The sequence below is a fragment of the Bacillus thuringiensis genome, assembly GCF_022095615.2.
Lineage (GTDB): Bacteria > Bacillota > Bacilli > Bacillales > Bacillaceae_G > Bacillus_A > Bacillus_A cereus_AG.
This window is the reverse complement of the sequence record NZ_CP155559.1, coordinates 182,429-209,224: the sequence shown is the minus strand read 5'-3', so window position 1 is coordinate 209,224 and position 26,796 is coordinate 182,429. Positions and strand designations below refer to the sequence as shown.

Here is a 26,796-nt window from a genome sequence, read left to right as displayed (position 1 = left end):
ACAATAAAGTTAGAAAGTAAGCCAAATAAGAAGAACACTCACATAACCAAATCACATTGCTAGTAGCCTACTCTTCTTATACCTTTCACTCATGCTACTACAATGTACCCCCTTCCCCTTTATATAATAAAAAGAGCCTTAGCCCATATGGTCTAAGGCTCTTTCACGAACTCCAAAATACCCCTACCTAGTATTTTTATTTTCGACAAAAAATAGGTGGGGGTATAATCATCTATCTCATCGCTAAAAGTTTACTCTTCGCATTAATAGGAATATTTACAGCTTCAATTTCTTCAATCGCCTCGCCATAGCGTCCTTTTGCGTACACCTTTAATGCTTCATCTCTCTTTAACATATGCTTAACAGTCTTCTTTATTTTTTGTTCTCTTCCACGTTCGTCAAATGCAATAAATTCATATTCATACCACTCATCACCAATAGGCTGACCAATTGTATTCACAACCGTATAATATTCTTTCGTCTTATAAAGTGGATTATATTTATCAATAACCGGTCCAAGTTTCGTAGGCAGTAACATTACTACTATCACTATCATCGCTATTATAGTAGTGATCATTTTTTTCTTCATAATCAATTTTCCTCCTCTGCAGGATATATATACATCCATTTTAAAAAGAAGGAATAAAATCTACTATTGAATCTCATTACATTACACTTACATTTTTGTAAGAATTAAAAAAGGCGAACGAATTTACTCGTTCACCTTTTAACTCGCTTTAAAACCACCACCAAGTACATCACGTACATCATGGATAACAACGAAAGCATCTTCATCTACTCGACTAATAACTTGCTTTAACTTAACAAGCTCTTGTTTATTAATAACAATATATAAAACTTCTTTATTTTTACCAGTATATCCGCCGCGTCCTTCTAATACAGTGACACCGCGTGTCATGTTTTTCGTAATAGTTTCACGTATTAAATCTGGTTGATTTGAAATGATTGTAACAGCTGTTTTTGTATCCATTCCTTCTACAATGAAATCAATCACTTTCGCTCCGATGAATACTGCAACAAGTGTGTACATTGCTTTTTCTTGTCCTATTATAAATACGGAGCCAGCAATTACAACAATATCAATAATAAGTACGCCTTTACCAACGCTCCACCCTAAATATTGATTTGCTAACTGAGCTAAAATTGCCGATCCTCCTGATGTACCTCCAGCTTTGAACATACAGCCTAATCCGACACCGACAAATAAGCCAGCGAATAGAGCCGCTAATAACGTATCACTATTTACATGATACTCAATATGTTCCGTAACATATAAAAACAAGGATGTTTCTACAATCCCTAAAATTGTATAAACCATCGTTTTCTTATCAAAAAATTTATAACCAATAGCTAGTAAGATTGCATTTATAGCAAAGTTTACAATCCCCGGCGACCAATCAAATAAATAGTACGTAACAACCGTTACACCAATAATTCCACCTTCCGATAAACGGTTTGGAATTGCAAAGTAATTAATACCAATTGCGAATAATAATGAACCAATTGTAATTAGTGTTATTTCCTTTATACGTTGATTAACCATAGTTCATACCTCCCCCCATTTGACATTGTATCACTATCTCCCAGAGGTTTAGAAGTTGTTTTTATTGCGCATTTTTAGTCTTAAAGATCGAGATATTATGTTTAAACAAAGGGGTGATTAATTATTCATATTCGCTCTAACTGTACGGACAAATCGCTCCACATTCCCCTTCTGAATATACTTAGCTCGAATGGTTTCATGATTACAAGTACATTCGAAATGCGGACGAAAATCTATGCTATCTATATGCAAATATGAATACTCTTTAAATGTTGCAGGATAGTATGGAAATTTTCCGTAAAAGAGGAGACGTCTAGTAGTAGCAGCAAAAATCCCTTGTTGATACGATAGTGTAAAATTATCCTTCTCAAATATTCCTACTACAAAAGCCAAAATTTTTTCATCATCCTCTATATGCTTTTTCATACTCAATAAAAGTTCATTCATGCATATCCCTCCAAATACTATTCTCGAAAAGAATCCATGGATTATTACAGACCGGTTTAACTCCTTTATAAAGTATGAAACGCGTTTCCTGTCAAAGATATTTCAAAAAAAATAATCCGTTATGCAAGTTACACATAACGGATTAAAACTAAACAGTAGAGCGTTCCACAAGTTCGTATGGAATTTCCACCTTTTCTTGTTTAGAACTTTCATCACTTATTTGTCTATAAAACATTTCAAAGGCCTTTTTACCTATTTCCTTTAAATTTTGATCAATGGTTGTAAGTTGTAATACTTGCGAAATAGGTTGATTATCAAAGCCAATAATCGCTAAATCCTTAGGAACTTGAATACCTAATTTTTCAGCTTCTGTCATCACCCCAATCGCAACTTCATCTCCTGCTACTATTAATGCTTCAGGAAGGTGCTGCATCCCCTTTAGTTTATGAGCCACTCTCACACCATCTTCTAATGTAAAACATTCTGTGAAAATCCATTCTTCATTAACTTCTTCATCTATAGATTGCAATTGCTGTTTGTAAACATCAAAACGCTTTTGACTACTCGGTCCTAATTTCCTTCCCGTGCAATAACCAATTTTTTTATAACTTTTCTCAATCAAATAATCCATTCCTAATTGAAAAGCTGCTGAATGATTCGTATATACACTCGAGATATTTGAAATATCATTATCTTCACAAGCAACAATTGCCCCATAGGAAGCATATGGCTCTATCGTTTCCCAATCATTCGCACGAGAACAAATAATGAGACCATCCAATTGTTTTGTTTTTAACATATGTAAACTTTTCATTTCTTCTTTTTTATTATAATTCGTTTGGCAAAGTAGCACTCTGTAATTATGAGCTAACGCCACCTCCATCATCCCGCCCACCATCGCATCAAAACACGGATGATTAATATACGGTAAAATCACACCAACAATATTCGTCTTCCCTTTTGATAAATGAACAGCATTTGCGTTTTGCGAGTAATTCAACTTCTCAACTATCTCTATAACCGCTTTCCTTTTTTCTTCACTTACATATGGATGATCATTCAATACTCTCGAAACAGTCGTAACTGAAACTCCCGCCATCTTTGCAATATCTTTAATATTAGCCATACACTCACCTCTACTTTTAACTTAATAAATCCTATAAACATATGTCAAATCTTCTTATCATTACACCTTCATTCGTTTTTCTTACAAAAGTGTAATTTTCCTGTAAGCTAATTCGATAGTGACTCCCCGCAATATTTCATACAATTAAGTCAGAAACAAGGCAACAACTCTTCGAAAAGGAGCAGATTCATATGATGAACAAAATGAAATCAAACAATTTTTTAAATACAATGGGCATGATATTTTCTGCTCTAATCGATGCTAAAGCTGTTGCTTTTACATTAAACAAGTAAGGAGAATTCATTATGAACAATATCACTTTTAACAAATTAGATTTTTTAGGACTAGCTAGCGGATCAGTTCTTCTTACTGCTTTTATTTACGCCGCTACGCTTGTATAAATTTCGTGTCCCCTTTCCCCTTTATTATAAATAGTAATAGAAAAGACGACCGTCTATGCCCGGTCGTCTTTTCTTATTTTTGATTTGATTGCAAAGTTTCCTTTAGCTCATCAAACTTCTCATTTAATTGATCTGTCATCATTTTCATCGCTATTTTTCGATCTATTTTTTCTTCAGCATCAATTTGAATTGGGTCTCCAAAAATCAATTGCGCCTTTTTCCCTTTTATTAATTCTTTTACACTCGATGGACCAACATAAGCTGCCGGTACTAACGGGACATTAGAACGTAGCGCAATCGTAACAGCCCCAGCTTTTAATGAAACATCTTCTGTTGATCGTGTCCCACTCGGAAAAATCCCTACTACTTTCCCTTCTTTTAATAGGCGTGACGGAATTTTGAGTGTACTCGGTCCTGGATTCGCACGATCTACAGGGAATGCATTCACATTTTTAAAGAACCAGTTTTTGAATTTCCCTTCAAATAATTCTTTTTTAGCCATGTAATGAATTTGGGTCGGATACATCCCTGTAGCTAACATTAATACATCCATAAAACTTGTATGTGTACATGCAACAACATATGGGCCACCTTCTGGTAACTTTTCTCTTCCTTGCACTTCTACTTTCCCAGCTGTTTTAAATATATATTTCAACAAAAATGTAATTGGTTTATACATTTGTTTCGTTCCTTTCTGAACATCCGAATTATAATCATTCTCTTACAACAATTATAACACTAAGTTTTAGGAGTTGGTAATAAAATTGAGTATTAATTGTACATTTCAATTCTTACAAAAGTGTAATTTTCTTGTAAGCTAATTCGATAGTTACTTCTTGCAATATTTCATACAATTAAGTCAGAAAGAAACAACAACTATTCGAAAAGGAGTGGATTCATATGATGAACAAAATGAAATCAAACAATTTTTTAAATACAGTGAGCATGGTATTTTCCACTCTAATCGATGCTAAAGCTGTTGCTTCTACATTAAACAAGTAAGGAGAATTCATCATCAACAATCTCACTTTTAACAAATTAGATTTTTTAGGATTAGCTAGCGGCTCTCTTCTTCTTACTGCTTTTATTTACGCTGCTACGCTTGTATAACTTTGTGTCCCCTTTCCCCTTTATATAGAAAAAGACGACCGTCTATGCCCGGTCGTCTTTTTAAATGTTTCTTTCTTTTAACTCTTTTAAAAGCTGTATCATTTCAGCTTGTTGTTTTATCTTCTTACGACCATTTCGGTTAATTGCTGCAAGCTCACAAGCAACTCCGACAGCAAAGAAAAACAATACACTTTCTAACATGTGAAATCCTCCAATTGCCTATTAAACAGCTTGGCGTAATTGCTCTTCTTGTAAAACCTTCTTATTTATATTCTCTTCTTTTCTCTGACAAACGTTATTGCGAATAAGTGCTGCAATAACAAGTAAAGTTCCTACAATATCAAACATCGTTATTTGATATCCTTGCATCATCATAATAATTAAAGTCGTAATCGGTACAAAGTTAATAAATAAAATCCCATTAATAGATGATAAAATTTTCACACCGTAGTTCCAAGCGAGTAATGCTACGATTCCCGGTAATGTCATCATAAATAACAAATCATATTTCACAATAGAAATCGTTTCCATACTAGGAACTGAAATATAGCCAAGTGCCGTTATAATTACCGTTATAATTCCTGTAACAGTCGTACCGAATACACAAGTCAATGTAGAATAACGTAATGTTGACCAATCGCTACACGTTTGACCACCCATCGTATAAATAACCCAACCTACAACCCCAACAAATATAAATGCTAGTGAAAATATGTTATCTTTCAACGTTAAAAAGAAACTCATATCACCTTTTGTAATAACAAATACAGCTCCTACAAAAGCAATAATCATACTCGTTATCATATATTTTTTCGGTTTTACATGCTTATATCCCCATAGAATACAAATCGAAATCATCGGCATCAGTGCTTCCATAATAGAGGCTACCATCACGCCTGATTTTCCCATTAACATTTGACCTAAAAATATAAGTACATTATATACAGTAAACGCCATCGTTCCGAAAAAGACGAGTAACTTTCCTCTTCCCTCTAAACGAAATGCCTGCTTTCCTTCTTTCGCTAACAATAATACAATCAGTACGATTGCCACCGCTCCATAGCGAATAAGCGAAAAATAAAACGGATCTATGTATTCTAGCGCATGATCAGCAACTGGAAACATTGCTCCCCATGACATACTTGCAATTAAACACGCTAAAGCCCCTATTATCATTTGACCTTTTTCACCACAATCCCCCACTTCTTTCTATTTGCACAAAGAGAATTGTAAAAGAAAAAATATATCACGTAAAATGATTCAAAATGATGTTAACTATCATTTATAATGATAGTTAACATCAAGGAGGATCCTACTATGGAATTAAGAGACTTACAAATCTTCCAGAGTGTTGCCGACAAAGGTAGTGTAAGCGGCGCCGCAAAGGAATTAAATTACGTACAATCAAATGTAACTGCACGTATTAAACAACTAGAAAATGAACTGAAAACACCGCTCTTTTATCGTCATAAACGAGGCATGACTTTAACAGCTGAAGGAAGAAAAATGCTCGTTTATGTTAATAAAATTTTGCAAGATGTTGACGAGCTAAAACAAGTATTTTTAGATAGTGAAACACCATCTGGTATTTTAAAAATCGGCACGGTCGAAACAGTAAGTACATTACCTACCATTCTATCTTCTTACTATAAACGTTATCCGAATGTCGATTTATCATTACAAGCAGGTCTAACGGAAGAATTGATTAGAGAAGTACTTGATCATCAATTAGATGGTGCCTTTATATCAGGTCCTATTAAACATCCACTAATCGAACAATACGATGTTAGTACAGAAAAATTAATGCTTGTAACACAAAATAAAGCTTTTCATATAGAAGAATTCACAACAACGCCCCTACTCGTTTTTAACCAAGGATGTGGATACCGTTCCAAACTAGAACGATGGCTTAAAGATGAGGGTTTGCTCCCAAAAAGAATTATGGAATTTAATATATTAGAGACGATATTAAACAGTGTTGCACTCGGCCTTGGAATTACACTCGTACCACAGTCTGCTGTCCACCATCTTTCTAAAGCTGGTAAGGTACATTGTCATGCAATCCCTGAAAAATATGGTAGTATTTCAACAGTTTTCATACGCCGTAAAGATAGCTATATGACGAATTCAATGCGTAGCTTTTTAAAAACAATTGAAGAGCATCATCATATCAATATGCTTTAAAAGACATTCTTACACGAATGTCTTTTTTTCTTACAAAAATGTAAGTCTCCCGTAAGCTAATTCGATAGTTGCAGGCGATCATATTTCCTATAATTAAGACATAAAGCAGGGCAACAACAATTCGAAAAGGAGCGGATACGCATGATGAACAAAACGAAATCAAACAAATTTTTCAATACAATGGGCATGGTGCTATCCGCGCTTGTCGATGCAAAAGCCGTTGCAACTACATTAAACAAATAAGGAGAGATTATAATGAACAACATCACTTTCAACAAATCAGACTTTATCGGACTTGCAAGTGGAGCTACTCTTCTTACAGCTTTCATTTACACACTTGCTCAAAGTCTTGTTTAACACTTTGTTTCCCCAAACCCCTTTATATATAGAAAAAGCTGCTTGTCTTATAGACAAGCAGCTTTTTAGTTTGTTTCATATATAATTTGACCTGTTTTCATCATATCGTATCCGCCAATTGCTTTTAATTCATTATGAAATTCTTCCGATTGCAGAATGTCTTTCACGGCTTCAATCAACTCTTCATTTTCTTTATTCTTCAAAATCACCAAATCATACTGTTCTTTCATGATTGGAATAAAATCTACATTTACAATTTGCGAAAACTTTTCTGATCCTACTCCCACATCAGCTTTTCCATTTGCGACTTGCGTGGCAACACCAAGATGATTCGATTCTTCCCATTCATATCCACTAATACGTTCTTTATTTAACTTTTGAATGCGCAATTGTTCATCGACTAACACCCTAATACCAGAACCTTTTTCTCGATTTACAAATCGTATAGATGATTGAGATAAATCAGCCCATGTTTTTATATTTTTAGGGTTTCCCTTTTGCACATAAAACCCAACGTTCCTTGCTAATAAATTAATCATAGTACATGGTTGTCCAACTAAAATACGTTTTACGTAAGGAACATTATATGTACCCGTTTCTCCATCAAACAAATGAAGACTAACGATACTTCCTTCTCCTTGATACATTTTTATTAAACTCGTTAAACTACCTTGATATGCCCTTAATACATTTGAACCTATCAGGCGATTTTCTATACGTTTTGCCAACATACCTAACGTTAGTTCTTGTCCACTAATAATACATGTATCCAAGCCTCTACTATCTTCGCTCTTTACAGGAGTACCTTGTATTTTCCCTGTTTTCATTTGCTTTATATATTGTTCTAAATCCGTTGCATCAATGCGCATCTGTCTACCGATTCTATAAGAAGGCAGTTCTCCTTTTTTAATTAGATCGTATACAGTTAATTTTGATACTTTTAATCGCTTCGCTACTTCTTCCGTTGTGTAGGAATGATAATCCATAGACGATTCCTCACTTTCTTCCTTCATTGTAACAAAGAAAAGAATTTTTCTCCTATATTTTAAAAACAACTACATCGTTCAAATTATATTCAATTATAACTAGTTATAATTAGTTATAATTAGTTATAATTAGTTATAATTGAATATGTCAAAACGAAAGGGGATTTTTTTATGAACAAGTTTACATTACGATCCATCGGAGCACTTATACTCTCTTTTCTTCTTATATTTAGTGCTGCATGTACAAGCGGTGAAAAGAAAGAAAAATCAACTGCTAAAGAAGGAAAAACAGTAGAACTGACTATATCAGCTGCTGCAAGCTTACAAGATGCACTAAAAGAAATTGAAACAAAATATAAAGAAAAAGAACCTAATATTAAACTTTCTTTTAACTTCGGTGCTTCTGGTGCACTTCAACAACAAATTGAGCAAGGTGCACCTGCTGATTTATTCTTCTCAGCAGCCGAAGATAAATTCCAAACCCTTGTTAAAAAAGGATTTATTAATGAAAAAGAAGGGAAAAATCTTCTTGGAAATGAACTCGTTCTAGTCGTCCCAAAGGATAGTTCTCTTACAAAAATTCAAGATTTAAAAGATGAAAAAATTAAGAAGATCGCACTTGGTACACCTGAATCAGTACCTGCTGGAAAATATGCAAAGGCTTCTCTCACACATGAAAATCTATGGAATGATATTCAAAATAAAATCGTATTTACAAAAGATGTTCGCCAAGTGTTAACATATGTAGAAACAGGTAATGTCGATGCTGGTATTGTATACAAAACAGATGCTCTTATTTCAAACAAAGTAAAAATTGGTGAGACAGCAGCAGCTACTTCTCATGAGCCAATTCACTATCCTTTAGGTGTTATAAAAGAATCTAAGCACAAGAAAGAGGCGACTTCATTTTATGAGTATTTGCAGTCAAAAGATGCACAATCTATCTTTAAGAAATATGGATTTACAGTCCTATCCTAATTACCATGAGCTTTGATGCTATTTTGTCACCAATCTTTCTATCTTTACGAGTAGCTGCATGTGCCACCCTAATCGTTACAATTTTAGGAACGATAATCGGACGAGCGCTAGCACGCTCTTCATGGAGATATAAAGTAATATTAGAAACTATTTTCTTATTACCAATGGTACTTCCGCCAACTGTAATCGGCTTTTTTCTCATTATCATTTTTGGAAATAATAGTCCCATTGGAACGTGGGTAGAAGCAATATTTCAGCAGTCTATTATGTTCACATCTACTGCTGCTATCATCGCTTCTACAGTTGTTGCATTTCCGCTTATGTACCAATCAGCAAAAACAGGATTTTCTATCGCAAATGTACAAATTGAAGAAAGTGCTCGGGATCTTGGTGCAAGTGAATATCAAGTTTTTCTACACGTCACACTCCCTCTTGCGTTTCCTACCTTACTAAGCGGAATGATTTTGAGCTTTGTTCGTGCACTAGGGGAATTTGGTGCTACACTCATGTTTGCCGGAAATATTCCTGGTAAAACACAGACGATCCCAACTGCAATTTATATGGCGATTGATGCAAGTAATATGCAACTTGCTTGGACACTAGTAGTTATCACTATTAGTATGTCACTCCTATTCCTGCTATGTATTCAGCTTATTAATAAAAGAATCACTCACTCTTAAAGCAGCTTCTGTCGAAGCTGCTTCTTTATTTCTTAGGAAATAAAATATACTAACGGGAAATAACTGAATTTTACCTTTTATTTAAATATACATTTTATTTGAATTCACTTTCTAAAATAGGCAATTTCCTGTTATTATATGGAGGTGTTTCAAAAAATGAAGAAATGAAAACGCATTTATATTGTGAATTCTTCATCCTGTTTTAGCGATCGGTAATCTTCTACTCTATTAGTGGGGCATTACCGATCGTTAGAACGATATGTAATTATATTGGTATAGGAAATCGAAGGGAGTCTTGTAATGGACATTTTATTAGCGCTTCTTCCTGCAATTGCATGGGGAAACATCTTATTAGTAAGCGTAAAAATGGGCGGTGGTGCATATAGCCAAACGGTAGGTATGACAATCGGTGCTCTATTCTTCGCAACAATTATGTATGTATTTACTCAACCAGCTTTAACAATGACAGTCTTGATTGTTGGTTTTATTTCAGGTTTATTCTGGGCTTTAGGACAAGTAAACCAATTAAAAACAGTTGAAAAACTAGGTGTTTCAACTACCGTAACAATTTCTACTGGTATGCAACTTGTTGCAACTTCTATCTTTGGGGTTATCGCTTTCCGTGAGTGGACTACTACAACAACGATTGTTCTGGGAACGATTGCAATCCTATTAATCGTAGTTGGTGTTGTATTCACATCACTAGATGACAAAGAAAATGCACAGCCACCAGGACAATTGAAAAAAGGACTTCTTACTTTAATTGTTTCTACTTTCGGCTACCTTGTATATGTAATTATTATTCGTTGGTATAATATCGATGGTTGGTCTGCTATTTTACCACAAGCAGTTGGTATGTTTGTTGGTGCGGTTGTATTGACATCTAAACATAAACCATTTAACAAATATGCAATCCGTAATGCTTTATCTGGTTTACTATGGGGAACTGGAAACTTATTCTTACTTCTTTCATTACCACGTGTCGGAGTAGCAACAAGCTTCCCATTATCTCAAACTGGAATCGTTATCTCAACATTCGGTGCGATTGTCTTCTTAGGTGAAAAGAAAACAAAACGTCAATTAATCTTTATTGCACTAGGTAGTGTTTTAATTATCGGCGGCGCTGTATTGTTAGGTATGACAAAAGCATAATCTGATAATCTATTAATAAACCCCTGAAGCATATGTGCTTCAGGGGTTTTTCTCTGCCAATTGTTTTCTAAATATAATTATTTACATGCCCCTGTCTTTTATAGTTGCTCTTCCACTCTAGTAAACCAGCTACACATATAAAGAGATTAATAATAGCTAATATTAGCATGACGTATAAACCTGTGGAAATATAAATCACAATGCTAACCACGTTATATACAATCCATAAATACCAGTTTTCTAAAATTTTTCGACTTAGCATAAATTGAGCTACTAATCCTAGTACAGCATTTAAAGCATCTAAATATGGACTAGTTGATTCTAGATAACGGATTTGATAATAGCCCCAACCAATCCAAGCAACTAACATAAAGATTATATAAATAGCCCACCCTTTTACACCTAAACGAACTGTTGCTTTTACCTCGTCCTCCCCACTACGTGCAATCCAATAATACCAACCATATACATTAAATATAAATTGAAAGGCTGCCAATACTGCCATTGCATATAAACCTTGTGTAATGAAAATATACAGAAATATCGCAACTGTAATCATGCCAAACAAAAAGTTAGATACCCTTTCCCTCGCTAATAACCAAACATTAATAATCCCCATAACCGATGCAAAAATTTCAATATAACTCGATTGAATATAAAATCCAACCAATACGCAAATAATACTAGAAATGAATAAAAAAAGTGGACTTCTGACCATGATCATCTCTCCCCAGATGTATAATAAATTCCCTATCAACAGTATAAGGAATAGCTCTTCCCTTTACCATGAATTTCCTCATTTTCATTATCCATTCCATCTAAGATAAGTCTTTTCTTTTTACAAAATTCCCTTAAAAATGGTATCGTTTTTTATAACATATCTCCACTAGAAAGGAATAAAGGATATGCTAACTAAACATCGAATTCTATTTATTGGTGCTGGTCGTATGGCAGAAGCTATATTTTCCGGATTACTTAAAACAAGCAAAGAATATATCGAAGAAATTATCGTTTCTAACCGAAGCAACGTAGAAAAGCTAGAACAATTACGAGCGCGATATAATGTGTCTACTACAACAGATTGGAAGCAGCATGTTACATCTGTTGATACGATTGTTTTAGCAATGCCACCTTCTGCACATGAAGAATTATTAGCAGAATTATCTCCGTTACTATCGAATCAACTTGTCGTAACGGTAGCCGCTGGCATTGGCCCATCATATTTAGAAGAAAGACTTCCCGGGGGAACACCTGTCGCTTGGATTATGCCAAATACAGCTGCCGAAATTGGAAAGTCTATCTCCTTATATACAATGGGACGATCAGTAAACGAGATGCATCAAGAAACCCTGCAACTGCTTTTAAGAGGTATTGGTACTTCGCAACTTTGCACTGAAGAGGAAGTTCATCAGCTTACTGCAGTTACTGGAAGTGCACCTGCTTTCCTTTATTACTTTGCTGAAAGCTTAATTGAAGCAACAAAAAGTTATGGAGTCGATGAAGCAACCGCAAAACACCTTGTCATTCAAATGATTTCCGGCTCTACTTCTATGCTTGAACAAACGCAAGATCCAGCTAACCTCCGCGAACAAGTAACAACACCAGGCGGTTCCACAGCTGAGGGTCTCAAAGCTTTATATGAATATAATTTTTCAGAGGCAATTCAAAAAGCAGTAGAAGCAACAAACAAAAAAGCTAGGGGGAAATAATATGAATTTAACAAGTTTAAAAGACTATACAACATTACATAACGGTGTAAAAATGCCTTGGTTCGGTTTAGGTGTTTTTAAAGTAGAAGATGGTTCAGAAGTAATTGAATCTGTAAAAGCAGCAATTAAAAATGGCTACCGCAGCATCGATACTGCAGCAATTTATCAAAACGAAGAAGGCGTTGGACAAGCGATCCGTGAATCAGGTGTTGCACGTGAAGAATTATTTATCACATCAAAAGTATGGAATAGCGATCAAGGGTATGAAACAACACTTCAAGCATTTGAAACTACATTAGAGAAATTAGGCCTAGAATATTTAGATTTATACTTAGTACATTGGCCTGTAAAAGGGAAATATACTGAATCATGGAAAGCATTAGAAAAGCTTTATAAAGACGGCCGTGTTCGCGCTATCGGTGTGAGTAATTTCCATATTCACCACTTACAAGACGTACTTGAAATTGCTGAAATTAAGCCAATGATCAACCAAGTGGAATATCACCCACGTTTAGCACAAGAAGAGCTGCATACTTTCTGTAAAGAACATAACATCCAACTTGAAGCTTGGTCACCATTAATGCAAGGTCAACTGCTAGACAACCCAACATTACAAGACATTGCAACAAAATATAATAAATCAACTGCACAAGTTATTTTACGCTGGGATCTACAAAACGAAGTTGTAACAATCCCTAAATCTATTAAAGAACATCGCATTATTGAAAATGCAAATATATTCGATTTTGAATTAAGTGCTGATGACATGAAAGCAATTCAAGCTCTAAATGAAGATCGTCGCGTTGGTCCAGATCCAGATAACTTTAACTTCTAATAGAAAAACCACTGCCATATGCAGTGGTTTTTCTTTCCTAAGAAAACTGAAAATTTAAACTATATTTCATTCGGTTGACACTTCATTATCCAAGGTGTAAGATTTTGAATTATCAAAGAAACACAAAAATTAATAAAGTTTATTCGTTTACTCATTGTATCAAGAGAGGTGGAGGGACTGGCCCTTTGAAACCTCGGCAGCAGGTTCATTTTGAATACTGTGCCACTTCCTGCAAGCTTTGTGCTTGAAAGATAGAATGAGGGACTACGTTTATATACGGGTGCATAACTTGTACGTAAAAATCCCTCTTTCTCAATACGAAAAGAGGGATTTTTTATTTTTCATTTCCCTCATCATCATCCAAACTTAATTATTTAGGAGGAAAATCAAATGAAAAAGAAGTTTGTACCCGGTATTGCATCAGTTGTAGGAGTAAGTATTTTATTAACTGGTTGCGGTAGTTATAAAAACGAAGCAAGCGGAGCAAATGCAAAAGACGAGGCGCCTAGTAAACAGGTTTTAAACTTATCTTCACCTACTGAAATACGAACAATGGATACAGCTCGTGCTACAGATACTGATTCTGGTCAAGTAATGAGAAACGTATTTGAAGGTTTGTATAATCTTGGTGAAGGTAACAAACCTGTCCCTGGTGTTGCAAAATCTCATGAAGTAAGTGGCGATAAGACGAAATACACATTCCATTTACGAGATTCAAAATGGTCAAACGGCACTCCTGTTACCGCGAAAGATTTTGTCTTCGCTTGGCAAAGAGCTGTCGATCCAGCAACAGCCTCTGAATATGCATTTCTATTCTTTGATATTAAAAACGCAACAAAAATTAACAACAAAGAACTTCCAGCCGAACAACTTGGTGTAAAAGCAATTGATGACCATACGTTTGAGGTAGAATTAGAGCGTCCTGTTCCGTATTTTATTAGCTTAACAGCGTTCCCAACATTTCTACCAATTAACGAGGAATTCTTTAAAGCACAAGGTGATAAGTATGCTTTAGAAGACAATACAATTTTGTATAACGGAGCTTTTACACTAAGCGATTGGAAGCACGAACAAAGCTTTAAATTCAAGAAAAACCCTACCTATTGGGATAAAGATACTGTCAAACTGGAAGAAATCAATTTTAACGTCGTAAAAGAAAAATCTACAGAAGTAAATTTATTCGAATCAAAACAATTAGATCGTATCAAACTAACATCTGACTTCGTTGATAAATATAAAAAGGATGCTAACTTTAAAGAACGGCCAAACGTAGGGGTACAGTTTCTACGTATGAATCAACAAAACAAAGTACTTCAAAACGTTTCTGCACGCCAAGCAATCGATCAAACAATTGATCGAAAATCCTTTGTAAATACGTTATTAAATGATGGCTCTACACCAACCTCTAGTCTCGTGCCAAAAAACTTTGCAAAAGGACCTGACGGAACAGACTTCCGCGTTGCAAACGGCGATTTAACAAAGGTTGATACAAAATCGGCACAAGAATTATGGAAAAAGGCAAAACAAGAACTTGGATCTGAAAAAATAACATTAGAATTATTAACAAGTGATGGTGACCTTGAGAAGAAAACTGGTGAATTCTTAAAAGGACAACTAGAAAAGAATTTAGATGGCTTAACAGTAAATATAAAACCGCAACCGCGTAAGCAACAAGTTTCGCTTTTATTAAAAGGAGACTACGAAATCGGAATCGATGGCTGGAGCCCTGATTTTGCAGATCCAATTACATTCCTTGAGCTATTTACAACGAATAACCCTTATAACTTAGATCATTACTCTAATAAGGAGTTCGATGAAACAATAGCAAAAGTGAAAACAACTTTAGCTGGTGATGAAAAAGCTCGCTGGGAAGCATTACTAGCATCCGAGAAAATATTATTTAAAGACTCTGTTATCGCTCCTCTTTACCAAAAGGGCGAATCTTATTTAGAACGTTCTTATGTGAAAGGAATTGTGCAAGTAGACTTTGCAGGTCAATTAAACTTCAAATGGGCAAAAATTGAAAAATAAATTGTAACTTTGACCAACGTTATTCCACCATACTAATTATTTTTTCACAAAACGCATTAAAAGTAGATTCCTTAATACATAAGAATCTACTTTTTCAATATATTATTTCAAGAAATTAACATTCTATTTTTATTATTGACATATAGTTCTTTCCAGTGTTAATATTCTAAATAATCAAAGAAACGAAATATTTCACCACCAAAATATAACGTCTCCTATGTTGAAATATATAACAATAGATTATAGTTCAACATGTATATACATATAGAACACCTGATTACCTACATGCACATATCTATAATAGGTTTTCTCTTCTTCTATAGATACACTTCAAGACATGGACATTATGACGTTACGAACAACACATTTAGGGAGGAACGAACAATGAAGAAAAAAGTTGTACCTGTTGTTGCATCTGTTTTAGGGGCAAGTCTATTACTAACTGCTTGCGGGGGAAATAAAGATCATGCAAGCGGAGCGAAAGCAAATGATAAAGCACCTGATAAACAGGCAATTAACTTATCATTCGCTTCAGAAATTCCAACAATGGATGTTGCAAAAGCAACGGATGCGGAATCCATGAACGTAATGCGAAATGTTTTTGAAGGTTTATATGCAATGGGAGAAGATAATAAACCGATTCCTGGTGTTGCTGAGTCGGTTGACGTTAGTCCCGATAAAACAAAATATACATTCCACCTGCGCGATTCAAAATGGTCAAATGGTACTCCTGTTACAGCAAAGGACTTTGTCTTTGCTTGGCAACGTGCCGTAAATCCTGATACAGCAGCTGAATATGCATTCTTATTCTTCGATATACAGAATGCGAAACAAATAAGCCAGAAACAATTGCCCATTGATCAACTAGGTGTCAAAGCTCTTGATGATAAAACGTTAGAAGTACAACTAGACCGTCCTGTTCCCTACTTCTTAAGCTTGACGACATTCTCAACATTCTTACCAATTAATGAAGATTACTTAAAATCTCAGGGCGATAAATATGGTTTAGAAACAAATCATTTAATTTACAACGGTGCTTTCACATTAGATAACTGGAAACACGAGCAAAGCTTCCAATTGAAGAAGAACCCTAACTATTGGGATGCTAAAACTGTAAAATTAGAAGAAATCAACTTCAATGTCGTTAAAGATAAGTCTACAGAAGTTAACTTATATGATTCAGGACAAATTGATCGTGTTGCTTTAACTGCAGAGTTTGTTGATAAATATAAGGGCGATCCAAACTTCAAAGACCGCGCTGAAGTTGGTATTCAATTCTTACGACTCAATCAAAAAAATGAAACATTAAAAAATCAACATGCACGCCTTGCTATTAACGGAGCAATGAATAAAAAAGCATACGTAGAAACAATTTTAAATAATGGTGCTGTTCCAGCTGAAGGAATGGTTCCTGCAAAATTCGCGAAAAGCCCAGAAGGCACTGACTTCCGTAAAGAAAATGGAAACCTAGTCAAAGACGATGTGAAAACAGCAAAAGAAAACTGGAAAAAGGCGAAACAAGAACTTGGTACTGACAAAGTAACAATCGAACTATTAACAAGTGATAATGCTTTAGCTAAAAAGACTGGTGAATATTTAAAAGGTGAACTAGAAAAGAATCTAGATGGATTAACAGTGACGTTAAAACCACAGCCACGTAAACAACAGTTAAAACTACTATTAAGTGGTGACTATGAAATCGGGATTGATGGCTGGGGCCCTGACTTCGCTGATCCAATTACATTCTTAGATTTATTTACAACAGATAGTGCTTATAACTTCGATAAATACTCTAACAAAGAGTACGATGAGCTCATTCATAAAGTGAAAACAGATTTAGCTGGCGATGAAAAAGCACGCTTTGAAGCAATGAAACAAGCTGAAAAAATTCTATTACAAGACGGCGCTGTCGCTCCTTTATACCAACAAGGTCGCTCTTACTTACAACGCTCTTTCATTAAAGGACTTGTAACAACTGACTTCGGCGGTGAATTTAACTACAAGTGGACAGAAGTTGCGAAATAATAAAGTAAAAAGGTATCCCAAGAAGGATACCTTTTTTACTTTATACTTCTTTAACGACAGGATTTCTTTCCTTTACCATTCCTTTTATACCTATGGTAATTCCTGCTACCCATTTTGTAACTAGTACAATAAGTAATAATACAATAGTATTTCTCCCCCAATTAACTTCACAAAATATTATTGTATGATAACCTTCTGTTACGGAAAATACCCCTAATCTAGTGATAAATATTTGCGGATCAATAATACGAAGGCAAACAAAACGATTATCAATTCTCTTCATAGCTCTCTTTTTGCATTGAACTAAAACTCATAATAAATATAACGATAAATATCAAATATGTTCTCCATGTCAAAGAAGGTATATGCCCCGACCAAAGATAGCTAATTAAATAGTTAATTCCCATAATACAAGACGCTATTACTAAACTAATACTTATTAGTTTTACATATTTGAGCATGTCTTTTCTCCTTATTTTTTACTTTTCTATCTCTTCAAATTGCAGATTTACCGGCTCTTCTAGAAGTGTTTCATAAAAATTTTCAGTCAAATCTGTTGAAGGGATTTTTTCATCCACTTCATCAAATCGAATACTATCTAGCCAGACACAACCTTCTCCCGATAATAAAACACCAAATGCAATACCAAGCGCTTCTTCTTTTATATCTAATACAACGGAGTACGATTGCCAGTTATTTGTATTTTTAATGGGGCGATTTTGCATGTTATCCATAGCGAGCGGTTCTGTATCTTTTCCGTCTACTCGCATCCACAATCCTGCCCAATCTCTTACGTTTTCACTCTTAATGAATGCTGTTAAACGTAATCTTTTACCTACATATTTATCTGCTCGGAACATTTGCATTAATGTCGCAAACCCTCCGTGCGTAACATTCTCTTTTGCTTTTATATATGCAGCTACTTTTCCTTGATGGGCAACTTCATAATCTAAACCCATCTCATATTCAGCAGGATGACTTCCACTTAAGATCCATCCTTTCGGTATACCTTTTTGCATTGAAACACCCTCTCTTTCTATATAAAATGACTGGAAGTACTTTCGATATTTCTTTGGTGGTAATTGAAACATTCTTTTAAAAGCTCTAGTAAATGCCTCTTGTGAGGAAAAACCGTATTGCACTGCAATATCAATAACAGTTCTCTCAGTTGACACTAAAACTTGCGCAGCATGAGTTAACCTTCTCTTTCGAATATAATCCGTTACACTCATCCCAACATAACTTTGAAAAATACGATGAAAATGGTACATCGATACGGCACTGTGAGATGCCACTTTTTCTGTTGTAAGCTCCTCATCTAAATGATCCTCTATATATTTAATCGCTTTTTTTATCATCTCTTTATATTCTTCATGCATTTTAGTACCTCCTCACAACTTCAATTTACCATATACATACAAATTGTTTTTGATTTAAATTGCGGATTAGCCCATGTGGCTACAGGATAATAATTTATTTTCAGCACATACATAATTACATGATTTTGGGAAAAACTTGTATAGAACGAATTTACATAAGGAGGAATTTATAATGAGAATTTTACTATCAGTTTTATTAGCTCTTATGCTAGTACCTGCATTAACAGGATGTAAAGCTCCTGCAAAAGAAGACACAACTTCTAATAAAAAGACTACAGAAGAGGCAAAAAATGAAGCTCCTGCTGATTTAAAATTAAACTTCAATGAATTTGATTTAAAAGCAGACTACCAAGATACAAAGAAAGACTACGAAGCAGACTATAAAAATGTAGCAGCTGATAAAAAAATGGAAGCAAAAATTGAAGATCATAAAGCAGATGTAAAATTAACAGGAGACGAGGCTATCACAAAATTAAGCCCTCTTCTACAAGAATTAAAATTTGATAAGGATACTCCTGATCAAGAAGTAATCGATCAAGTAGTGAACGTGTTCAAACTTGATAAAGACTACCAAAAATTTGATTTAGAAGTTGTCTTCTCTGATGGAACGAAAAAAGAATATAAAAGAGAAATAAAATAAAGAAGTAGGCGATTGCCTACTTCTTTATTTTTGCATATCTTAAATCTGGTTTAGATCCAACATAATATTGAAGTCCAGATACTGATTCTTTTTGTAAATAAGAATCAGAAGGGAATATAACCGGAATTAATGGTGAATCTGTAAACATAATATCTTCTGCTTTATGCAATAAGTCAAAGCGCTTATCTTCATCTTGTTCAACTTCCGCTTCTTTTACTAAAGCATCAAATTCTTTATTATGCCATTTTGCATAGTTATTCGGACCATCACCTGCATATAAATCTAGTTTAGTAATTGGATCTAATAAAGAGCCGCCCCATCCCATATAAGCTAATTGGAAATCACTTTGCTTGTATGTGTCGATGTAACTCTTCCACTCTTTATTTTCTAATTTAATATCTACACCAAGGTTTTTCTTAAACATTTCTTGCATTGCTTCTGCTACTTTTTTATGTTGTGTATCTGTAGTGAATTTTAATGTTACTTCAGGTAATGTAGACCAGCCTTGTTCTTTCATACCTTCTTCTAATAATTTTTTCGCTTCTGCTGGATCAAATTTAACGTAACCACCTTTTTCTTTACGGAAATCACGGCCACTTTGTGTTTTTGCTCCTTCTGGAACGAATGCATTTGCTTCTTGTGCATTATTCTTATACAGTTTTTCGACGATGAACTTACGATCAACTGCTAATGAGAATGCTTTACGCACTTTCGCATTTGTGAATGGCTCTTTTTCTACGTTAAACGAATAAATATAAGATGAGAATCCTGCAACACGCTTATATTCTTTATTTCCTTTTTCTTTCTCAATCATTTCTTGTGGTAAACCACTTAGTAAATCTAATTCTTTTGATTTATATAATTGGTACGCTGTTTTAGAATCTGGAATAATACGAAACTCAATTTCTTTTAATGTTACTTTTTTATCATAGTATTCTTTATTTTTTTGTACTGTAATAGCCTGATTATGCTTCCATTCTTTTAACGTGAATGGTCCGTTCGTAATTAACTCTTTTGGATCTGTTTTTAACTTATTATTATCATCAATTGATTTTTTAGATAATGGAATGAATAATGAGCTTGCTAATTTTTGTTTAATAGAAGACACCGGGTGCTCAAGTGTTACCTTTAATGTTTGAGGATCAACAACTTGAATACCAACCTGTCCCTCTTCACCTTTTCCTGTATTGTATGCCTCTGCCCCTTTAATAAAATACATTTCTGTCGCATTCATAGAACCCGTTTTCGGATTTAATAATCGCTTCCATGCAAATTCAAAATCATTTACTGTAATAGCAGAACCATCTGACCATTTAATATCTTTCTTTAAATGAATTGTATACTCAGTTCCATCAGCATTTACTTCTTCTTTCTCTGCTAATTCATTTTGATATTTCCCATCACTATCTTGCGTATATAGACTTGAGAATAAATGTCCAATTACATAACCTGACGTGCTATCTGTTGCAATAGCGGAATCAAGTGTATATGGATCGCTACCAATATTCGTTACTAATCGGTCTCCTTCTCCCTTACCAGCACTTGCCTTTTGCGTCTCTTTCTTACCGCAAGCGACAGAAGTAATTGCTAATACGGTCATAATGACAAACAGTAAAAACTTCTTCATCTTACATTCCCCTTTACCCTGAAATTTTTGGTGTTGATGCTAATAATGTTTTTGTATAAGAATGTTGTGGATTACGAAATACTTCGTCCGTATTTCCAAATTCAACAAGTTCTCCTTTATATAAGACAGCCACTTTTTCACATAAATAGTGAACCATCGGTAAATCGTGCGCGATAAATAAATATGTATAACCTTGTTCTTTTTGAATCTTTTGCAGCAGATGTACAATTTGAATTTGCAATGAAACATCTAATGCTGAAATTGGTTCATCAAGAATCAATACTTCTGGCTCACATAATAAGGCTCTTGCAATAGCGATACGTTGACGTTGCCCTCCACTAAATTCATGCGGGTAACGATCAATATATCGTCTATCTAATCCAACACGCTCTAGCGCATCACCTGCGACTTTATCTTTCAACCTCTTATCACCTAAACCGAATGAAATATAGCCTTCTGTTACAATATCGCGTACTTTCCAGCGCGGATTTAATGCAGCTGTTGAATCTTGAAAAATGAACTGTACTTTCTGTAAGAAATCACGCTTATGAGCTGCCTTCAACTTATGGACAACTTGACCGTTATAATCAATTTCACCAGACGTTGGTTTCTCAATCCCAGCTATGAGCTTACCAAGTGTTGTCTTTCCTGAACCACTTTCCCCAATAATGCCAAGCGTTGTTCCTTTCGGAATAGAAAGTGTTATATCTTTTAACGCTGCGATTTCTTTATCTTTACTTCCATATGTTTTCCTTACTTGCTTTACAGTAATTAAATCTGTCGTCATGAGGCATTCACCTTCTCTTTTGATTTCGCTTGGTTATGCTCAAGAACATGCTGCCAGCAATGTGAACTATGCTCCTCAGAATATGTTGTTCTCTCTGGGAAGCGATGAATACATTCCTTGATCGCTACTGGGCAACGATTCACAAAAGGACAACCAAAGCTATTTAATGTTTCAATAGAGGGTGTCGTTCCTTCTATTGCACGTAATATTTTTTCGGAATCATCCATATTCGGAATTGCTTGTAATAAGCTTTTCGTATATGGATGTTTAGGAGAACCTATTACTTCCTGTATCGTTCCTTTTTCAACAACACGCCCCCCGTACATAACAACCACTCGGTCAGCTACTTCACGTACAAGTGCCAAATCATGTGTAATTAATAAAATACTCGTATTTTGGTTTTCTTTCCGCTCTTTTAATAACCCCATAATTTGCTTTTGAATCGTTACATCTAACGCTGTTGTTGGCTCGTCTGCAATAACAAGTCTTGAATGACAAGCAAACGCAATTGCTAAACAAATACGCTGCCTCATGCCTCCGCTTAATTGATGTGGGTACTGTTCAAAGCGTTTCTCTGCTTCATGTATCCCTAAATCATTTAATAAGTTAATTGCAATTTCTTTTGCTTCTTTTTTCGATTTTTTCTCATGTTGCAAAATTACTTCTGTAATTTGTCTTCCTACTTTCATCGTTGGGTTTAAAGATGAAAGTGGATCTTGAAAGATAAAGGAAATATCTTTCCCGCGAATTTGATTCCATTCTGATTCTTGTAAATTCGTTAATTCTTTTGATTGGAAAGACACATTTCCATCTTCGATATGAATGGATTCTTGATTTAAGCCGATAATAGATTGTGCTGTAACGCTTTTTCCTGAACCACTTTCTCCTACAAGCGCAACTATTTCACCTTCGTTAATAGAAAAGGAAACATGCTTCACAATCGCTTGCTTACTAGTCTCTTTTTCAACGGCTAACGTTACGTTTTCTAAAGATAAGATTTGTGCCATGTTTTTTCTCCTTTCGATTCCGTTTCACGATTTTTGGATCAATTGCATCTTGCAAACCATCACCAATCGCATTAAATGCGAACATAATAAGTGCAATCATGATTGCCGGGAAGAATAGTTGCCACCACTCTCCGCTTAGTAATGTCCCGAGCGCATCGTTCGTCATCGTTCCCCAACTCGCTGCTGGTGATTGCACTCCAAGGCCAATAAAGCTTAAAAATGATTCTGAGAAAATAGCTGCTGGAATTGTAAATGATAAATTTACGATAATAATACCTGTTAAGTTCGGAATTAAATGCCCATATATAATTTTCATATGAGATGTGCCTAATCGTTCTGCCGCAATAACAAACTCTCTTTGTTTTAAAGACAAGACTTGAGCTCTAATGAGACGTGCCATTCCAATCCATCCTGTTAATGCAAGAGCGATAATGATGGTAAAAAGACCTGGTTTCATAACGATTAATAGTAAAATAACAATTAACAAATATGGGATACCATATAACACTTCAATCCCTCTTATAATCCACTCATCAATTAACGTTCCAAGGCGACTGCGTCCTCTCACATATCCACTAAAGCCACCGATTAATACACCTAGTCCTATATCAAGAGCTGCTGCTACCAATCCAACCGTTAGTGAAATTTTCCCACCAGCCCATGTACGTGCCCATATGTCTCTACCTAAATCATCTGTTCCAAACCAATGCTCACTACTAGGCGGTAAGTTTGTTGCCTCTTTTACTTGCTCACTCGCAGTAAATGGCGTTAAACTTTCACCAATAAGAGAGAATACAATAATTAGTAATAACGTCACTGATCCTAGAACTGCGATTGGATTTGATATAAACTTACGAATCACTTCCTTTTTTCGGCTAATCGTTTGCTGATCTTTATTTATCGTTAATTCTTTTTTCTCTTCATTCGTTAATAACTGTTTATTAATTTCATAAGCTCCCATTTAAATATCCCCCCTCCTTACGTAATAGAACGAATACGTGGATCCACAATGCGATGAATAATATCTGTAATGAAAATACAAGAAATTAATAATGCACTATAGAAAATCGTTGTTCCCATAATCACCGGATAATCTCGATTGAAAATACTATCTACAAAATATTTTCCTAGACCAGGAATTGAAAAGATTTTTTCAATAACGAAAGTCCCTGTTAGCAGTCCAGCCATTAATGGTCCAACAAATGTAAGTACTGGAACAATCGCATTTCGAAGAGCATGTCTTATAATGATTTTCTTAATTGGTATACCTTTCGCTCTCGCTAGCTTAATATAATCACTCTGCAATACTTCGATCATATTAGAACGAACAAATCTTGTAATAACCGCGATTGGACCTAGCGCCAATGCGAAAGATGGTAATACCGTATGTTCGAATGTTCCCCAAGACGCTACTGGTAAAAGTTCAAATTGGATAGCAAATACTTGTATAAATAATGGTGCTAGAATAAAGCTTGGAATAGATATGCCGAGAATTGCAAGCAAACTCACACCATAATCAATTACTCTCCCGTGATAGAGAGCTGCAAATGTGCCTGCTGCAATCCCAACTAACAATGAAATAATAAGTGCTTGTAGACCGATAATTGCTGATGGACCAAATCCTGTCGTTATAATCTCTGATACGCCTTGCCCTGTCGATTGAACGGATTCACCAAAGTCAAAATGAACTACACCGTCTAAATAAGCAACATATTGATTCCATAACGGTTCATCAAGATGATACTTCGCCCTCATGTTTTGTATCACTTCTTCAGGAAAGATTTTCGCATCTGATGAAAATGGATCTCCCGGAATAATATGCATAATTAAAAATGTCACTGTCGTAATAACCCATAATGTGAAAACCATAACTGATAGTTTTTTAACAACATACACTCTAATAACCCCCTAAACTCATAAATTTACTTTGTTTTATTGACGTATCTTTCCCATTACTCCCTTTTCTCTTCTTAAAATACAAAAAGCCTTGATCTTAAAAAATAAGATCAAGGCTTAATAAACAAAGGCCCATCACTTATCTTTCAAGACTTGCTTGCTGGAATTAGCACGGTGTTCATCTTACAGAACCCGCTGCTGAGGTGTCATAGGGCCAGTCCCTCTACCTCTCTGGATAAGTAAATTGCTATATAATTATTTGGTTCAAATTGTATATTTCGAATTATAATTCTGAAAAAATGAAAAGTCAATCAAATTGGATATATTTAGAAAAATCAGTCTTTAATCCTTTTATCGAAATTATAGTTTTCACTTATAATAAAAAGAAAAGATGTTAAAGGAGTTATATGATGGATCCCTTACTTCTTGCCACTATAGGATTACCATTAACAATCGTCATTCTTGTCATCATCGGGTTCTACACACTCTTCATTAAAAGAAGAAGTATCACCTCTTTTTATACTCCTTTCGATACTATTACAGGACAAACTATTTCCGAATTTCACGAAGAACAGAAGGTATTAGTATCCGAGGATGAAGACGGTGATGGTAAGAAGAAAAAATAACCTTGCCCAGGCAAGGTTATTTTTTCGCTTCTGTTTGAAAACGTTTATAGTATGTCGATGCTGTTGCAAAGTTAATTTCAATATCACGAATCAATGATGAATCTTCTTCTTTAGCTAACTTCTGTAATTTTTTCATCGCTTGTTCCGATTCATCCAGGAAACCAACATATACCTCATGTTCTTTCTCTTTCGACTTTGGTACACGAATTTCTTTACGTATATGATCAATATCCTCTAACATGCTCGTTGTTACCTTTTGCACATCTTCTTTATATGTAGCATTCGTTATTTCCTTACCGCCCTTTTCTTTTGCCACTTCAAATAACTGCAGTGCTTTATTAATTTCTTTATTCATTTTTATATCGTATTTTTCATGTACTGCAAGGTATTCTTTCATCTCTTCTGTTTGTTCAGTAGATTGCTCTACCTTTTCTTTCGGTTCTTTCGTATCTTTATTTCCATTACACCCTGCTAGAAGGAGCATACTTCCCATTACAGCAATACCCAAAACCTTCTTCATCTCTTCTTCTCCTTTTATCTACAGCTATTACTCATTATAGTTTCTTTTATCTCCACTTGTTATTATACCGAGAACATCCTACTTTTTACACTTAAGACGACATCCTAATATATATACCAACATGTTTGTCACAGTATCGTCACTTTATACAAATAACTTTTGCACTGCTTTACTACATCACCTTACAAAACTGTAAGCACACATAAAGAACAAACCATGCTAGACTTACATATGCATAACGCAAACATATGTAAATTTTTAAGGAGAATCATCTATGTACAACACAATGCCTTTTATGGGAGAAGATATTCGTGTCCTTATTCGCGAAAAATCACTTCATATCGAAAATACAGAGAGCCTTCGCCGCGTATTAAAAAAGAAACATGCTCCATTTAAGTTAGCCCAATATTTAAAACAACAACATACAAATCAATTTCATACCGTGCTAAATATATCAGATAAATCATTAACAATCGAAATCATCGGTCATGTCTACATTGGAAACTTCGCAGATATCTTAAAAGAAATCCCACGTATACCGAAAATTGCTCCTATTATCGTTAAAAAGGCGTATAAAATTACCGACCATACCGATATTATCGACTGCGGGGAAAAAGAAGTCGATAGTAATCGCTGGGTGTGGGATAAACTTGCTGTTTTATATGATACGATCATGAATAATATGTATGAGGTATTTCAAAGAAATGAAAAAAAGAACTGATTCAAATA

At 34.8% G+C, this 26,796-nt stretch carries 32 protein-coding genes and 2 riboswitches; of the genes, 14 read left to right on the top strand and 18 right to left on the bottom strand.

Going from position 1 to position 26,796, the window contains the following annotated elements; all coding sequences use genetic code 11:
• Positions 1–232 precede the first annotated feature (232 nt).
• The 4 genes from KZZ19_RS01205 to KZZ19_RS01190 all read right to left on the bottom strand — a co-directional run bounded on the left by KZZ19_RS01205 (position 233) and on the right by KZZ19_RS01190 (position 3,137).
• Positions 233–589: a YxeA family protein gene (locus tag KZZ19_RS01205; RefSeq protein ID WP_088094826.1), complete on the bottom strand. Its 357-nt coding sequence runs from the start codon at positions 587–589 to the stop codon at positions 233–235.
• Positions 590–727: 138 nt separating this feature from the next.
• Positions 728–1,564 (bottom strand): YitT family protein, encoded by an 837-nt coding sequence (locus KZZ19_RS01200; protein WP_097819868.1) that lies wholly within the window; start codon positions 1,562–1,564, stop codon positions 728–730.
• A gap of 117 nt (positions 1,565–1,681) precedes the next feature.
• A complete protein-coding gene (locus tag KZZ19_RS01195; RefSeq protein WP_088094827.1) occupies positions 1,682–2,011 on the bottom strand; it encodes a PH domain-containing protein in 330 nt (109 codons plus the stop codon).
• Between the two features lie 148 nt (positions 2,012–2,159).
• Positions 2,160–3,137, bottom strand: coding sequence for a LacI family DNA-binding transcriptional regulator (locus tag KZZ19_RS01190; protein WP_088094828.1), 978 nt, complete (start codon positions 3,135–3,137; stop codon positions 2,160–2,162).
• 305 nt (positions 3,138–3,442) lie between these two features.
• Here KZZ19_RS01190 and KZZ19_RS01185 point away from each other — a divergent pair, with 305 nt between their 5' ends.
• Positions 3,443–3,538, top strand: coding sequence for a DUF3948 family protein (locus tag KZZ19_RS01185; protein ID WP_001060010.1), 96 nt, complete (start codon positions 3,443–3,445; stop codon positions 3,536–3,538).
• 73 nt (positions 3,539–3,611) lie between these two features.
• Here the strand turns inward: KZZ19_RS01185 and KZZ19_RS01180 are convergent, their stop codons facing one another.
• Complete coding sequence (locus KZZ19_RS01180) at positions 3,612–4,217, bottom strand: lysophospholipid acyltransferase family protein (RefSeq protein ID WP_088094829.1); 606 nt, start codon at positions 4,215–4,217, stop codon at positions 3,612–3,614.
• 335 nt (positions 4,218–4,552) lie between these two features.
• Here KZZ19_RS01180 and KZZ19_RS01175 point away from each other — a divergent pair, with 335 nt between their 5' ends.
• Positions 4,553–4,648: a DUF3948 family protein gene (locus KZZ19_RS01175; protein ID WP_001061782.1), complete on the top strand. Its 96-nt coding sequence runs from the start codon at positions 4,553–4,555 to the stop codon at positions 4,646–4,648.
• A gap of 60 nt (positions 4,649–4,708) precedes the next feature.
• On the opposite strand, the gene KZZ19_RS01170 is transcribed toward KZZ19_RS01175, so the two are convergent.
• Together KZZ19_RS01170 and KZZ19_RS01165 are read right to left on the bottom strand one after the other, a co-directional pair.
• Positions 4,709–4,849 carry a YrzO family protein gene (locus KZZ19_RS01170; RefSeq protein ID WP_061677922.1) on the bottom strand — a complete coding sequence of 47 codons (141 nt, stop codon included), beginning with the start codon at positions 4,847–4,849 and terminating at the stop codon, positions 4,709–4,711.
• A gap of 21 nt (positions 4,850–4,870) precedes the next feature.
• Positions 4,871–5,824, bottom strand: a complete 954-nt coding sequence (locus tag KZZ19_RS01165; RefSeq protein WP_237982322.1) for a DMT family transporter — start codon at positions 5,822–5,824, stop codon at positions 4,871–4,873.
• 141 nt (positions 5,825–5,965) lie between these two features.
• Here KZZ19_RS01165 and KZZ19_RS01160 point away from each other — a divergent pair, with 141 nt between their 5' ends.
• The gene (locus KZZ19_RS01160) at positions 5,966–6,832 is read left to right on the top strand and encodes a LysR family transcriptional regulator (RefSeq protein ID WP_237982321.1); all 867 of its coding nucleotides are present in this window, start codon (positions 5,966–5,968) and stop codon (positions 6,830–6,832) included.
• A 255-nt stretch (positions 6,833–7,087) separates the two neighbouring features.
• The gene (locus tag KZZ19_RS01155; RefSeq protein ID WP_001060020.1) at positions 7,088–7,189 is read left to right on the top strand and encodes a DUF3948 family protein; all 102 of its coding nucleotides are present in this window, start codon (positions 7,088–7,090) and stop codon (positions 7,187–7,189) included.
• 65 nt (positions 7,190–7,254) lie between these two features.
• On the opposite strand, the gene KZZ19_RS01150 is transcribed toward KZZ19_RS01155, so the two are convergent.
• Positions 7,255–8,202, bottom strand: a complete 948-nt coding sequence (locus KZZ19_RS01150; protein WP_237982340.1) for a helix-turn-helix transcriptional regulator — start codon at positions 8,200–8,202, stop codon at positions 7,255–7,257.
• Positions 8,203–8,346: 144 nt separating this feature from the next.
• On the opposite strand from KZZ19_RS01150, the gene modA reads away from it, so the two are divergent.
• The 3 genes from modA to KZZ19_RS01135 all read left to right on the top strand — a co-directional run bounded on the left by modA (position 8,347) and on the right by KZZ19_RS01135 (position 10,985).
• Positions 8,347–9,153, top strand: a complete 807-nt coding sequence (gene modA, locus KZZ19_RS01145) for a molybdate ABC transporter substrate-binding protein (RefSeq protein WP_076542571.1) — start codon at positions 8,347–8,349, stop codon at positions 9,151–9,153.
• Positions 9,154–9,158: 5 nt separating this feature from the next.
• The gene (modB, locus tag KZZ19_RS01140; RefSeq protein ID WP_237982320.1) at positions 9,159–9,833 is read left to right on the top strand and encodes a molybdate ABC transporter permease subunit; all 675 of its coding nucleotides are present in this window, start codon (positions 9,159–9,161) and stop codon (positions 9,831–9,833) included.
• A 300-nt stretch (positions 9,834–10,133) separates the two neighbouring features.
• Positions 10,134–10,985, top strand: coding sequence for a GRP family sugar transporter (locus KZZ19_RS01135; protein ID WP_000353549.1), 852 nt, complete (start codon positions 10,134–10,136; stop codon positions 10,983–10,985).
• Positions 10,986–11,052: 67 nt separating this feature from the next.
• Here KZZ19_RS01135 and pnuC read toward each other — a convergent pair whose 3' ends face one another.
• Positions 11,053–11,703 (bottom strand): nicotinamide riboside transporter PnuC, encoded by a 651-nt coding sequence (pnuC, locus tag KZZ19_RS01130; RefSeq protein WP_237982319.1) that lies wholly within the window; start codon positions 11,701–11,703, stop codon positions 11,053–11,055.
• A gap of 187 nt (positions 11,704–11,890) precedes the next feature.
• On the opposite strand from pnuC, the gene proC reads away from it, so the two are divergent.
• From proC to KZZ19_RS01110, 4 genes are all read left to right on the top strand, one after another.
• Positions 11,891–12,694, top strand: a complete 804-nt coding sequence (proC, locus tag KZZ19_RS01125) for a pyrroline-5-carboxylate reductase (RefSeq protein ID WP_237982318.1) — start codon at positions 11,891–11,893, stop codon at positions 12,692–12,694.
• 1 nt (position 12,695) lies between these two features.
• A complete protein-coding gene (locus tag KZZ19_RS01120; RefSeq protein WP_237982317.1) occupies positions 12,696–13,529 on the top strand; it encodes an aldo/keto reductase in 834 nt (277 codons plus the stop codon).
• A 153-nt stretch (positions 13,530–13,682) separates the two neighbouring features.
• Positions 13,683–13,787: riboswitch (SAM riboswitch) on the top strand.
• A 132-nt stretch (positions 13,788–13,919) separates the two neighbouring features.
• The gene (locus KZZ19_RS01115) at positions 13,920–15,560 is read left to right on the top strand and encodes a peptide ABC transporter substrate-binding protein (RefSeq protein WP_237982316.1); all 1,641 of its coding nucleotides are present in this window, start codon (positions 13,920–13,922) and stop codon (positions 15,558–15,560) included.
• 384 nt (positions 15,561–15,944) lie between these two features.
• On the top strand, positions 15,945–17,585 hold the full coding sequence (locus KZZ19_RS01110) for a peptide ABC transporter substrate-binding protein (RefSeq protein WP_348638019.1): 1,641 nt from the start codon (positions 15,945–15,947) through the stop codon (positions 17,583–17,585).
• A 40-nt stretch (positions 17,586–17,625) separates the two neighbouring features.
• On the opposite strand, the gene KZZ19_RS01105 is transcribed toward KZZ19_RS01110, so the two are convergent.
• Genes KZZ19_RS01105 through KZZ19_RS01095 form a run of 3 tightly spaced genes read right to left on the bottom strand, consistent with a single transcriptional unit; the run spans position 17,626 to position 18,964 of the window.
• Positions 17,626–17,868, bottom strand: a complete 243-nt coding sequence (locus KZZ19_RS01105) for a hypothetical protein (RefSeq protein WP_237982638.1) — start codon at positions 17,866–17,868, stop codon at positions 17,626–17,628.
• Positions 17,855–18,046, bottom strand: a complete 192-nt coding sequence (locus tag KZZ19_RS01100) for a hypothetical protein (protein ID WP_237982637.1) — start codon at positions 18,044–18,046, stop codon at positions 17,855–17,857. The genes KZZ19_RS01105 and KZZ19_RS01100 overlap by 14 nt, the downstream gene beginning before the upstream one ends.
• Positions 18,047–18,064: 18 nt before the next feature.
• On the bottom strand, positions 18,065–18,964 hold the full coding sequence (locus KZZ19_RS01095; protein WP_237982636.1) for a helix-turn-helix transcriptional regulator: 900 nt from the start codon (positions 18,962–18,964) through the stop codon (positions 18,065–18,067).
• Positions 18,965–19,136: 172 nt separating this feature from the next.
• Here KZZ19_RS01095 and KZZ19_RS01090 point away from each other — a divergent pair, with 172 nt between their 5' ends.
• Positions 19,137–19,604 carry a YusW family protein gene (locus tag KZZ19_RS01090; protein WP_001221552.1) on the top strand — a complete coding sequence of 156 codons (468 nt, stop codon included), beginning with the start codon at positions 19,137–19,139 and terminating at the stop codon, positions 19,602–19,604.
• A gap of 16 nt (positions 19,605–19,620) precedes the next feature.
• Here KZZ19_RS01090 and KZZ19_RS01085 read toward each other — a convergent pair whose 3' ends face one another.
• From KZZ19_RS01085 to KZZ19_RS01065, 5 genes are read right to left on the bottom strand one after another with little or no spacing between them, the layout of a single operon-like run.
• Positions 19,621–21,231: a peptide ABC transporter substrate-binding protein gene (locus KZZ19_RS01085; RefSeq protein WP_237982635.1), complete on the bottom strand. Its 1,611-nt coding sequence runs from the start codon at positions 21,229–21,231 to the stop codon at positions 19,621–19,623.
• A 13-nt stretch (positions 21,232–21,244) separates the two neighbouring features.
• Positions 21,245–22,018, bottom strand: coding sequence for an ABC transporter ATP-binding protein (locus KZZ19_RS01080; RefSeq protein ID WP_000205652.1), 774 nt, complete (start codon positions 22,016–22,018; stop codon positions 21,245–21,247).
• Positions 22,015–23,025, bottom strand: coding sequence for an ABC transporter ATP-binding protein (locus tag KZZ19_RS01075; protein WP_237982634.1), 1,011 nt, complete (start codon positions 23,023–23,025; stop codon positions 22,015–22,017). Before KZZ19_RS01075 ends, KZZ19_RS01080 begins: the two co-directional genes overlap by 4 nt.
• The gene (locus KZZ19_RS01070) at positions 22,982–23,986 is read right to left on the bottom strand and encodes an ABC transporter permease (protein ID WP_088094848.1); all 1,005 of its coding nucleotides are present in this window, start codon (positions 23,984–23,986) and stop codon (positions 22,982–22,984) included. The genes KZZ19_RS01075 and KZZ19_RS01070 overlap by 44 nt, the downstream gene beginning before the upstream one ends.
• Before the next feature lie 17 nt (positions 23,987–24,003).
• A complete protein-coding gene (locus KZZ19_RS01065) occupies positions 24,004–24,921 on the bottom strand; it encodes an ABC transporter permease (protein ID WP_088094849.1) in 918 nt (305 codons plus the stop codon).
• Positions 24,922–25,057: 136 nt separating this feature from the next.
• A riboswitch (SAM riboswitch) is annotated at positions 25,058–25,163 on the bottom strand.
• Between the two features lie 168 nt (positions 25,164–25,331).
• Between KZZ19_RS01065 and KZZ19_RS01060 the strand changes: the two genes are divergently transcribed.
• Positions 25,332–25,547 (top strand): DUF3951 domain-containing protein, encoded by a 216-nt coding sequence (locus KZZ19_RS01060; protein ID WP_237982633.1) that lies wholly within the window; start codon positions 25,332–25,334, stop codon positions 25,545–25,547.
• A gap of 16 nt (positions 25,548–25,563) precedes the next feature.
• Here the strand turns inward: KZZ19_RS01060 and KZZ19_RS01055 are convergent, their stop codons facing one another.
• A complete protein-coding gene (locus KZZ19_RS01055) occupies positions 25,564–26,067 on the bottom strand; it encodes a hypothetical protein (RefSeq protein ID WP_088094851.1) in 504 nt (167 codons plus the stop codon).
• Between the two features lie 274 nt (positions 26,068–26,341).
• On the opposite strand from KZZ19_RS01055, the gene KZZ19_RS01050 reads away from it, so the two are divergent.
• Positions 26,342–26,788, top strand: coding sequence for a hypothetical protein (locus KZZ19_RS01050; RefSeq protein WP_000282867.1), 447 nt, complete (start codon positions 26,342–26,344; stop codon positions 26,786–26,788).
• Positions 26,789–26,796: the final 8 nt, after the last annotated feature.

Excerpts from the sequence above, each read along its gene's own strand:
- KZZ19_RS01205 (WP_088094826.1), bottom strand. The coding sequence starts at position 589 with ATGAAGAAAAAAATGATCACTACTATAATAGCGATGATAGTGATAGTA.
- KZZ19_RS01200 (WP_097819868.1), bottom strand. The coding sequence starts at position 1,564 with ATGGTTAATCAACGTATAAAGGAAATAACACTAATTACAATTGGTTCA.
- KZZ19_RS01195 (WP_088094827.1), bottom strand. The coding sequence starts at position 2,011 with ATGAATGAACTTTTATTGAGTATGAAAAAGCATATAGAGGATGATGAA.
- KZZ19_RS01190 (WP_088094828.1), bottom strand. The coding sequence starts at position 3,137 with ATGGCTAATATTAAAGATATTGCAAAGATGGCGGGAGTTTCAGTTACG.
- KZZ19_RS01185 (WP_001060010.1), top strand. The coding sequence starts at position 3,443 with ATGAACAATATCACTTTTAACAAATTAGATTTTTTAGGACTAGCTAGC.
- KZZ19_RS01180 (WP_088094829.1), bottom strand. The coding sequence starts at position 4,217 with ATGTATAAACCAATTACATTTTTGTTGAAATATATATTTAAAACAGCT.
- KZZ19_RS01170 (WP_061677922.1), bottom strand. The coding sequence starts at position 4,849 with ATGTTAGAAAGTGTATTGTTTTTCTTTGCTGTCGGAGTTGCTTGTGAG.
- KZZ19_RS01165 (WP_237982322.1), bottom strand. The coding sequence starts at position 5,824 with ATGATAATAGGGGCTTTAGCGTGTTTAATTGCAAGTATGTCATGGGGA.
- KZZ19_RS01160 (WP_237982321.1), top strand. The coding sequence starts at position 5,966 with ATGGAATTAAGAGACTTACAAATCTTCCAGAGTGTTGCCGACAAAGGT.
- KZZ19_RS01155 (WP_001060020.1), top strand. The coding sequence starts at position 7,088 with ATGAACAACATCACTTTCAACAAATCAGACTTTATCGGACTTGCAAGT.
- KZZ19_RS01150 (WP_237982340.1), bottom strand. The coding sequence starts at position 8,202 with ATGAAGGAAGAAAGTGAGGAATCGTCTATGGATTATCATTCCTACACA.
- modA (WP_076542571.1), top strand. The coding sequence starts at position 8,347 with ATGAACAAGTTTACATTACGATCCATCGGAGCACTTATACTCTCTTTT.
- modB (WP_237982320.1), top strand. The coding sequence starts at position 9,159 with ATGAGCTTTGATGCTATTTTGTCACCAATCTTTCTATCTTTACGAGTA.
- KZZ19_RS01135 (WP_000353549.1), top strand. The coding sequence starts at position 10,134 with ATGGACATTTTATTAGCGCTTCTTCCTGCAATTGCATGGGGAAACATC.
- pnuC (WP_237982319.1), bottom strand. The coding sequence starts at position 11,703 with ATGGTCAGAAGTCCACTTTTTTTATTCATTTCTAGTATTATTTGCGTA.
- proC (WP_237982318.1), top strand. The coding sequence starts at position 11,891 with ATGCTAACTAAACATCGAATTCTATTTATTGGTGCTGGTCGTATGGCA.
- KZZ19_RS01120 (WP_237982317.1), top strand. The coding sequence starts at position 12,696 with ATGAATTTAACAAGTTTAAAAGACTATACAACATTACATAACGGTGTA.
- KZZ19_RS01115 (WP_237982316.1), top strand. The coding sequence starts at position 13,920 with ATGAAAAAGAAGTTTGTACCCGGTATTGCATCAGTTGTAGGAGTAAGT.
- KZZ19_RS01110 (WP_348638019.1), top strand. The coding sequence starts at position 15,945 with ATGAAGAAAAAAGTTGTACCTGTTGTTGCATCTGTTTTAGGGGCAAGT.
- KZZ19_RS01105 (WP_237982638.1), bottom strand. The coding sequence starts at position 17,868 with ATGAAGAGAATTGATAATCGTTTTGTTTGCCTTCGTATTATTGATCCG.
- KZZ19_RS01100 (WP_237982637.1), bottom strand. The coding sequence starts at position 18,046 with ATGCTCAAATATGTAAAACTAATAAGTATTAGTTTAGTAATAGCGTCT.
- KZZ19_RS01095 (WP_237982636.1), bottom strand. The coding sequence starts at position 18,964 with ATGCATGAAGAATATAAAGAGATGATAAAAAAAGCGATTAAATATATA.
- KZZ19_RS01090 (WP_001221552.1), top strand. The coding sequence starts at position 19,137 with ATGAGAATTTTACTATCAGTTTTATTAGCTCTTATGCTAGTACCTGCA.
- KZZ19_RS01085 (WP_237982635.1), bottom strand. The coding sequence starts at position 21,231 with ATGAAGAAGTTTTTACTGTTTGTCATTATGACCGTATTAGCAATTACT.
- KZZ19_RS01080 (WP_000205652.1), bottom strand. The coding sequence starts at position 22,018 with ATGACGACAGATTTAATTACTGTAAAGCAAGTAAGGAAAACATATGGA.
- KZZ19_RS01075 (WP_237982634.1), bottom strand. The coding sequence starts at position 23,025 with ATGGCACAAATCTTATCTTTAGAAAACGTAACGTTAGCCGTTGAAAAA.
- KZZ19_RS01070 (WP_088094848.1), bottom strand. The coding sequence starts at position 23,986 with ATGGGAGCTTATGAAATTAATAAACAGTTATTAACGAATGAAGAGAAA.
- KZZ19_RS01060 (WP_237982633.1), top strand. The coding sequence starts at position 25,332 with ATGGATCCCTTACTTCTTGCCACTATAGGATTACCATTAACAATCGTC.
- KZZ19_RS01055 (WP_088094851.1), bottom strand. The coding sequence starts at position 26,067 with ATGAAGAAGGTTTTGGGTATTGCTGTAATGGGAAGTATGCTCCTTCTA.
- KZZ19_RS01050 (WP_000282867.1), top strand. The coding sequence starts at position 26,342 with ATGTACAACACAATGCCTTTTATGGGAGAAGATATTCGTGTCCTTATT.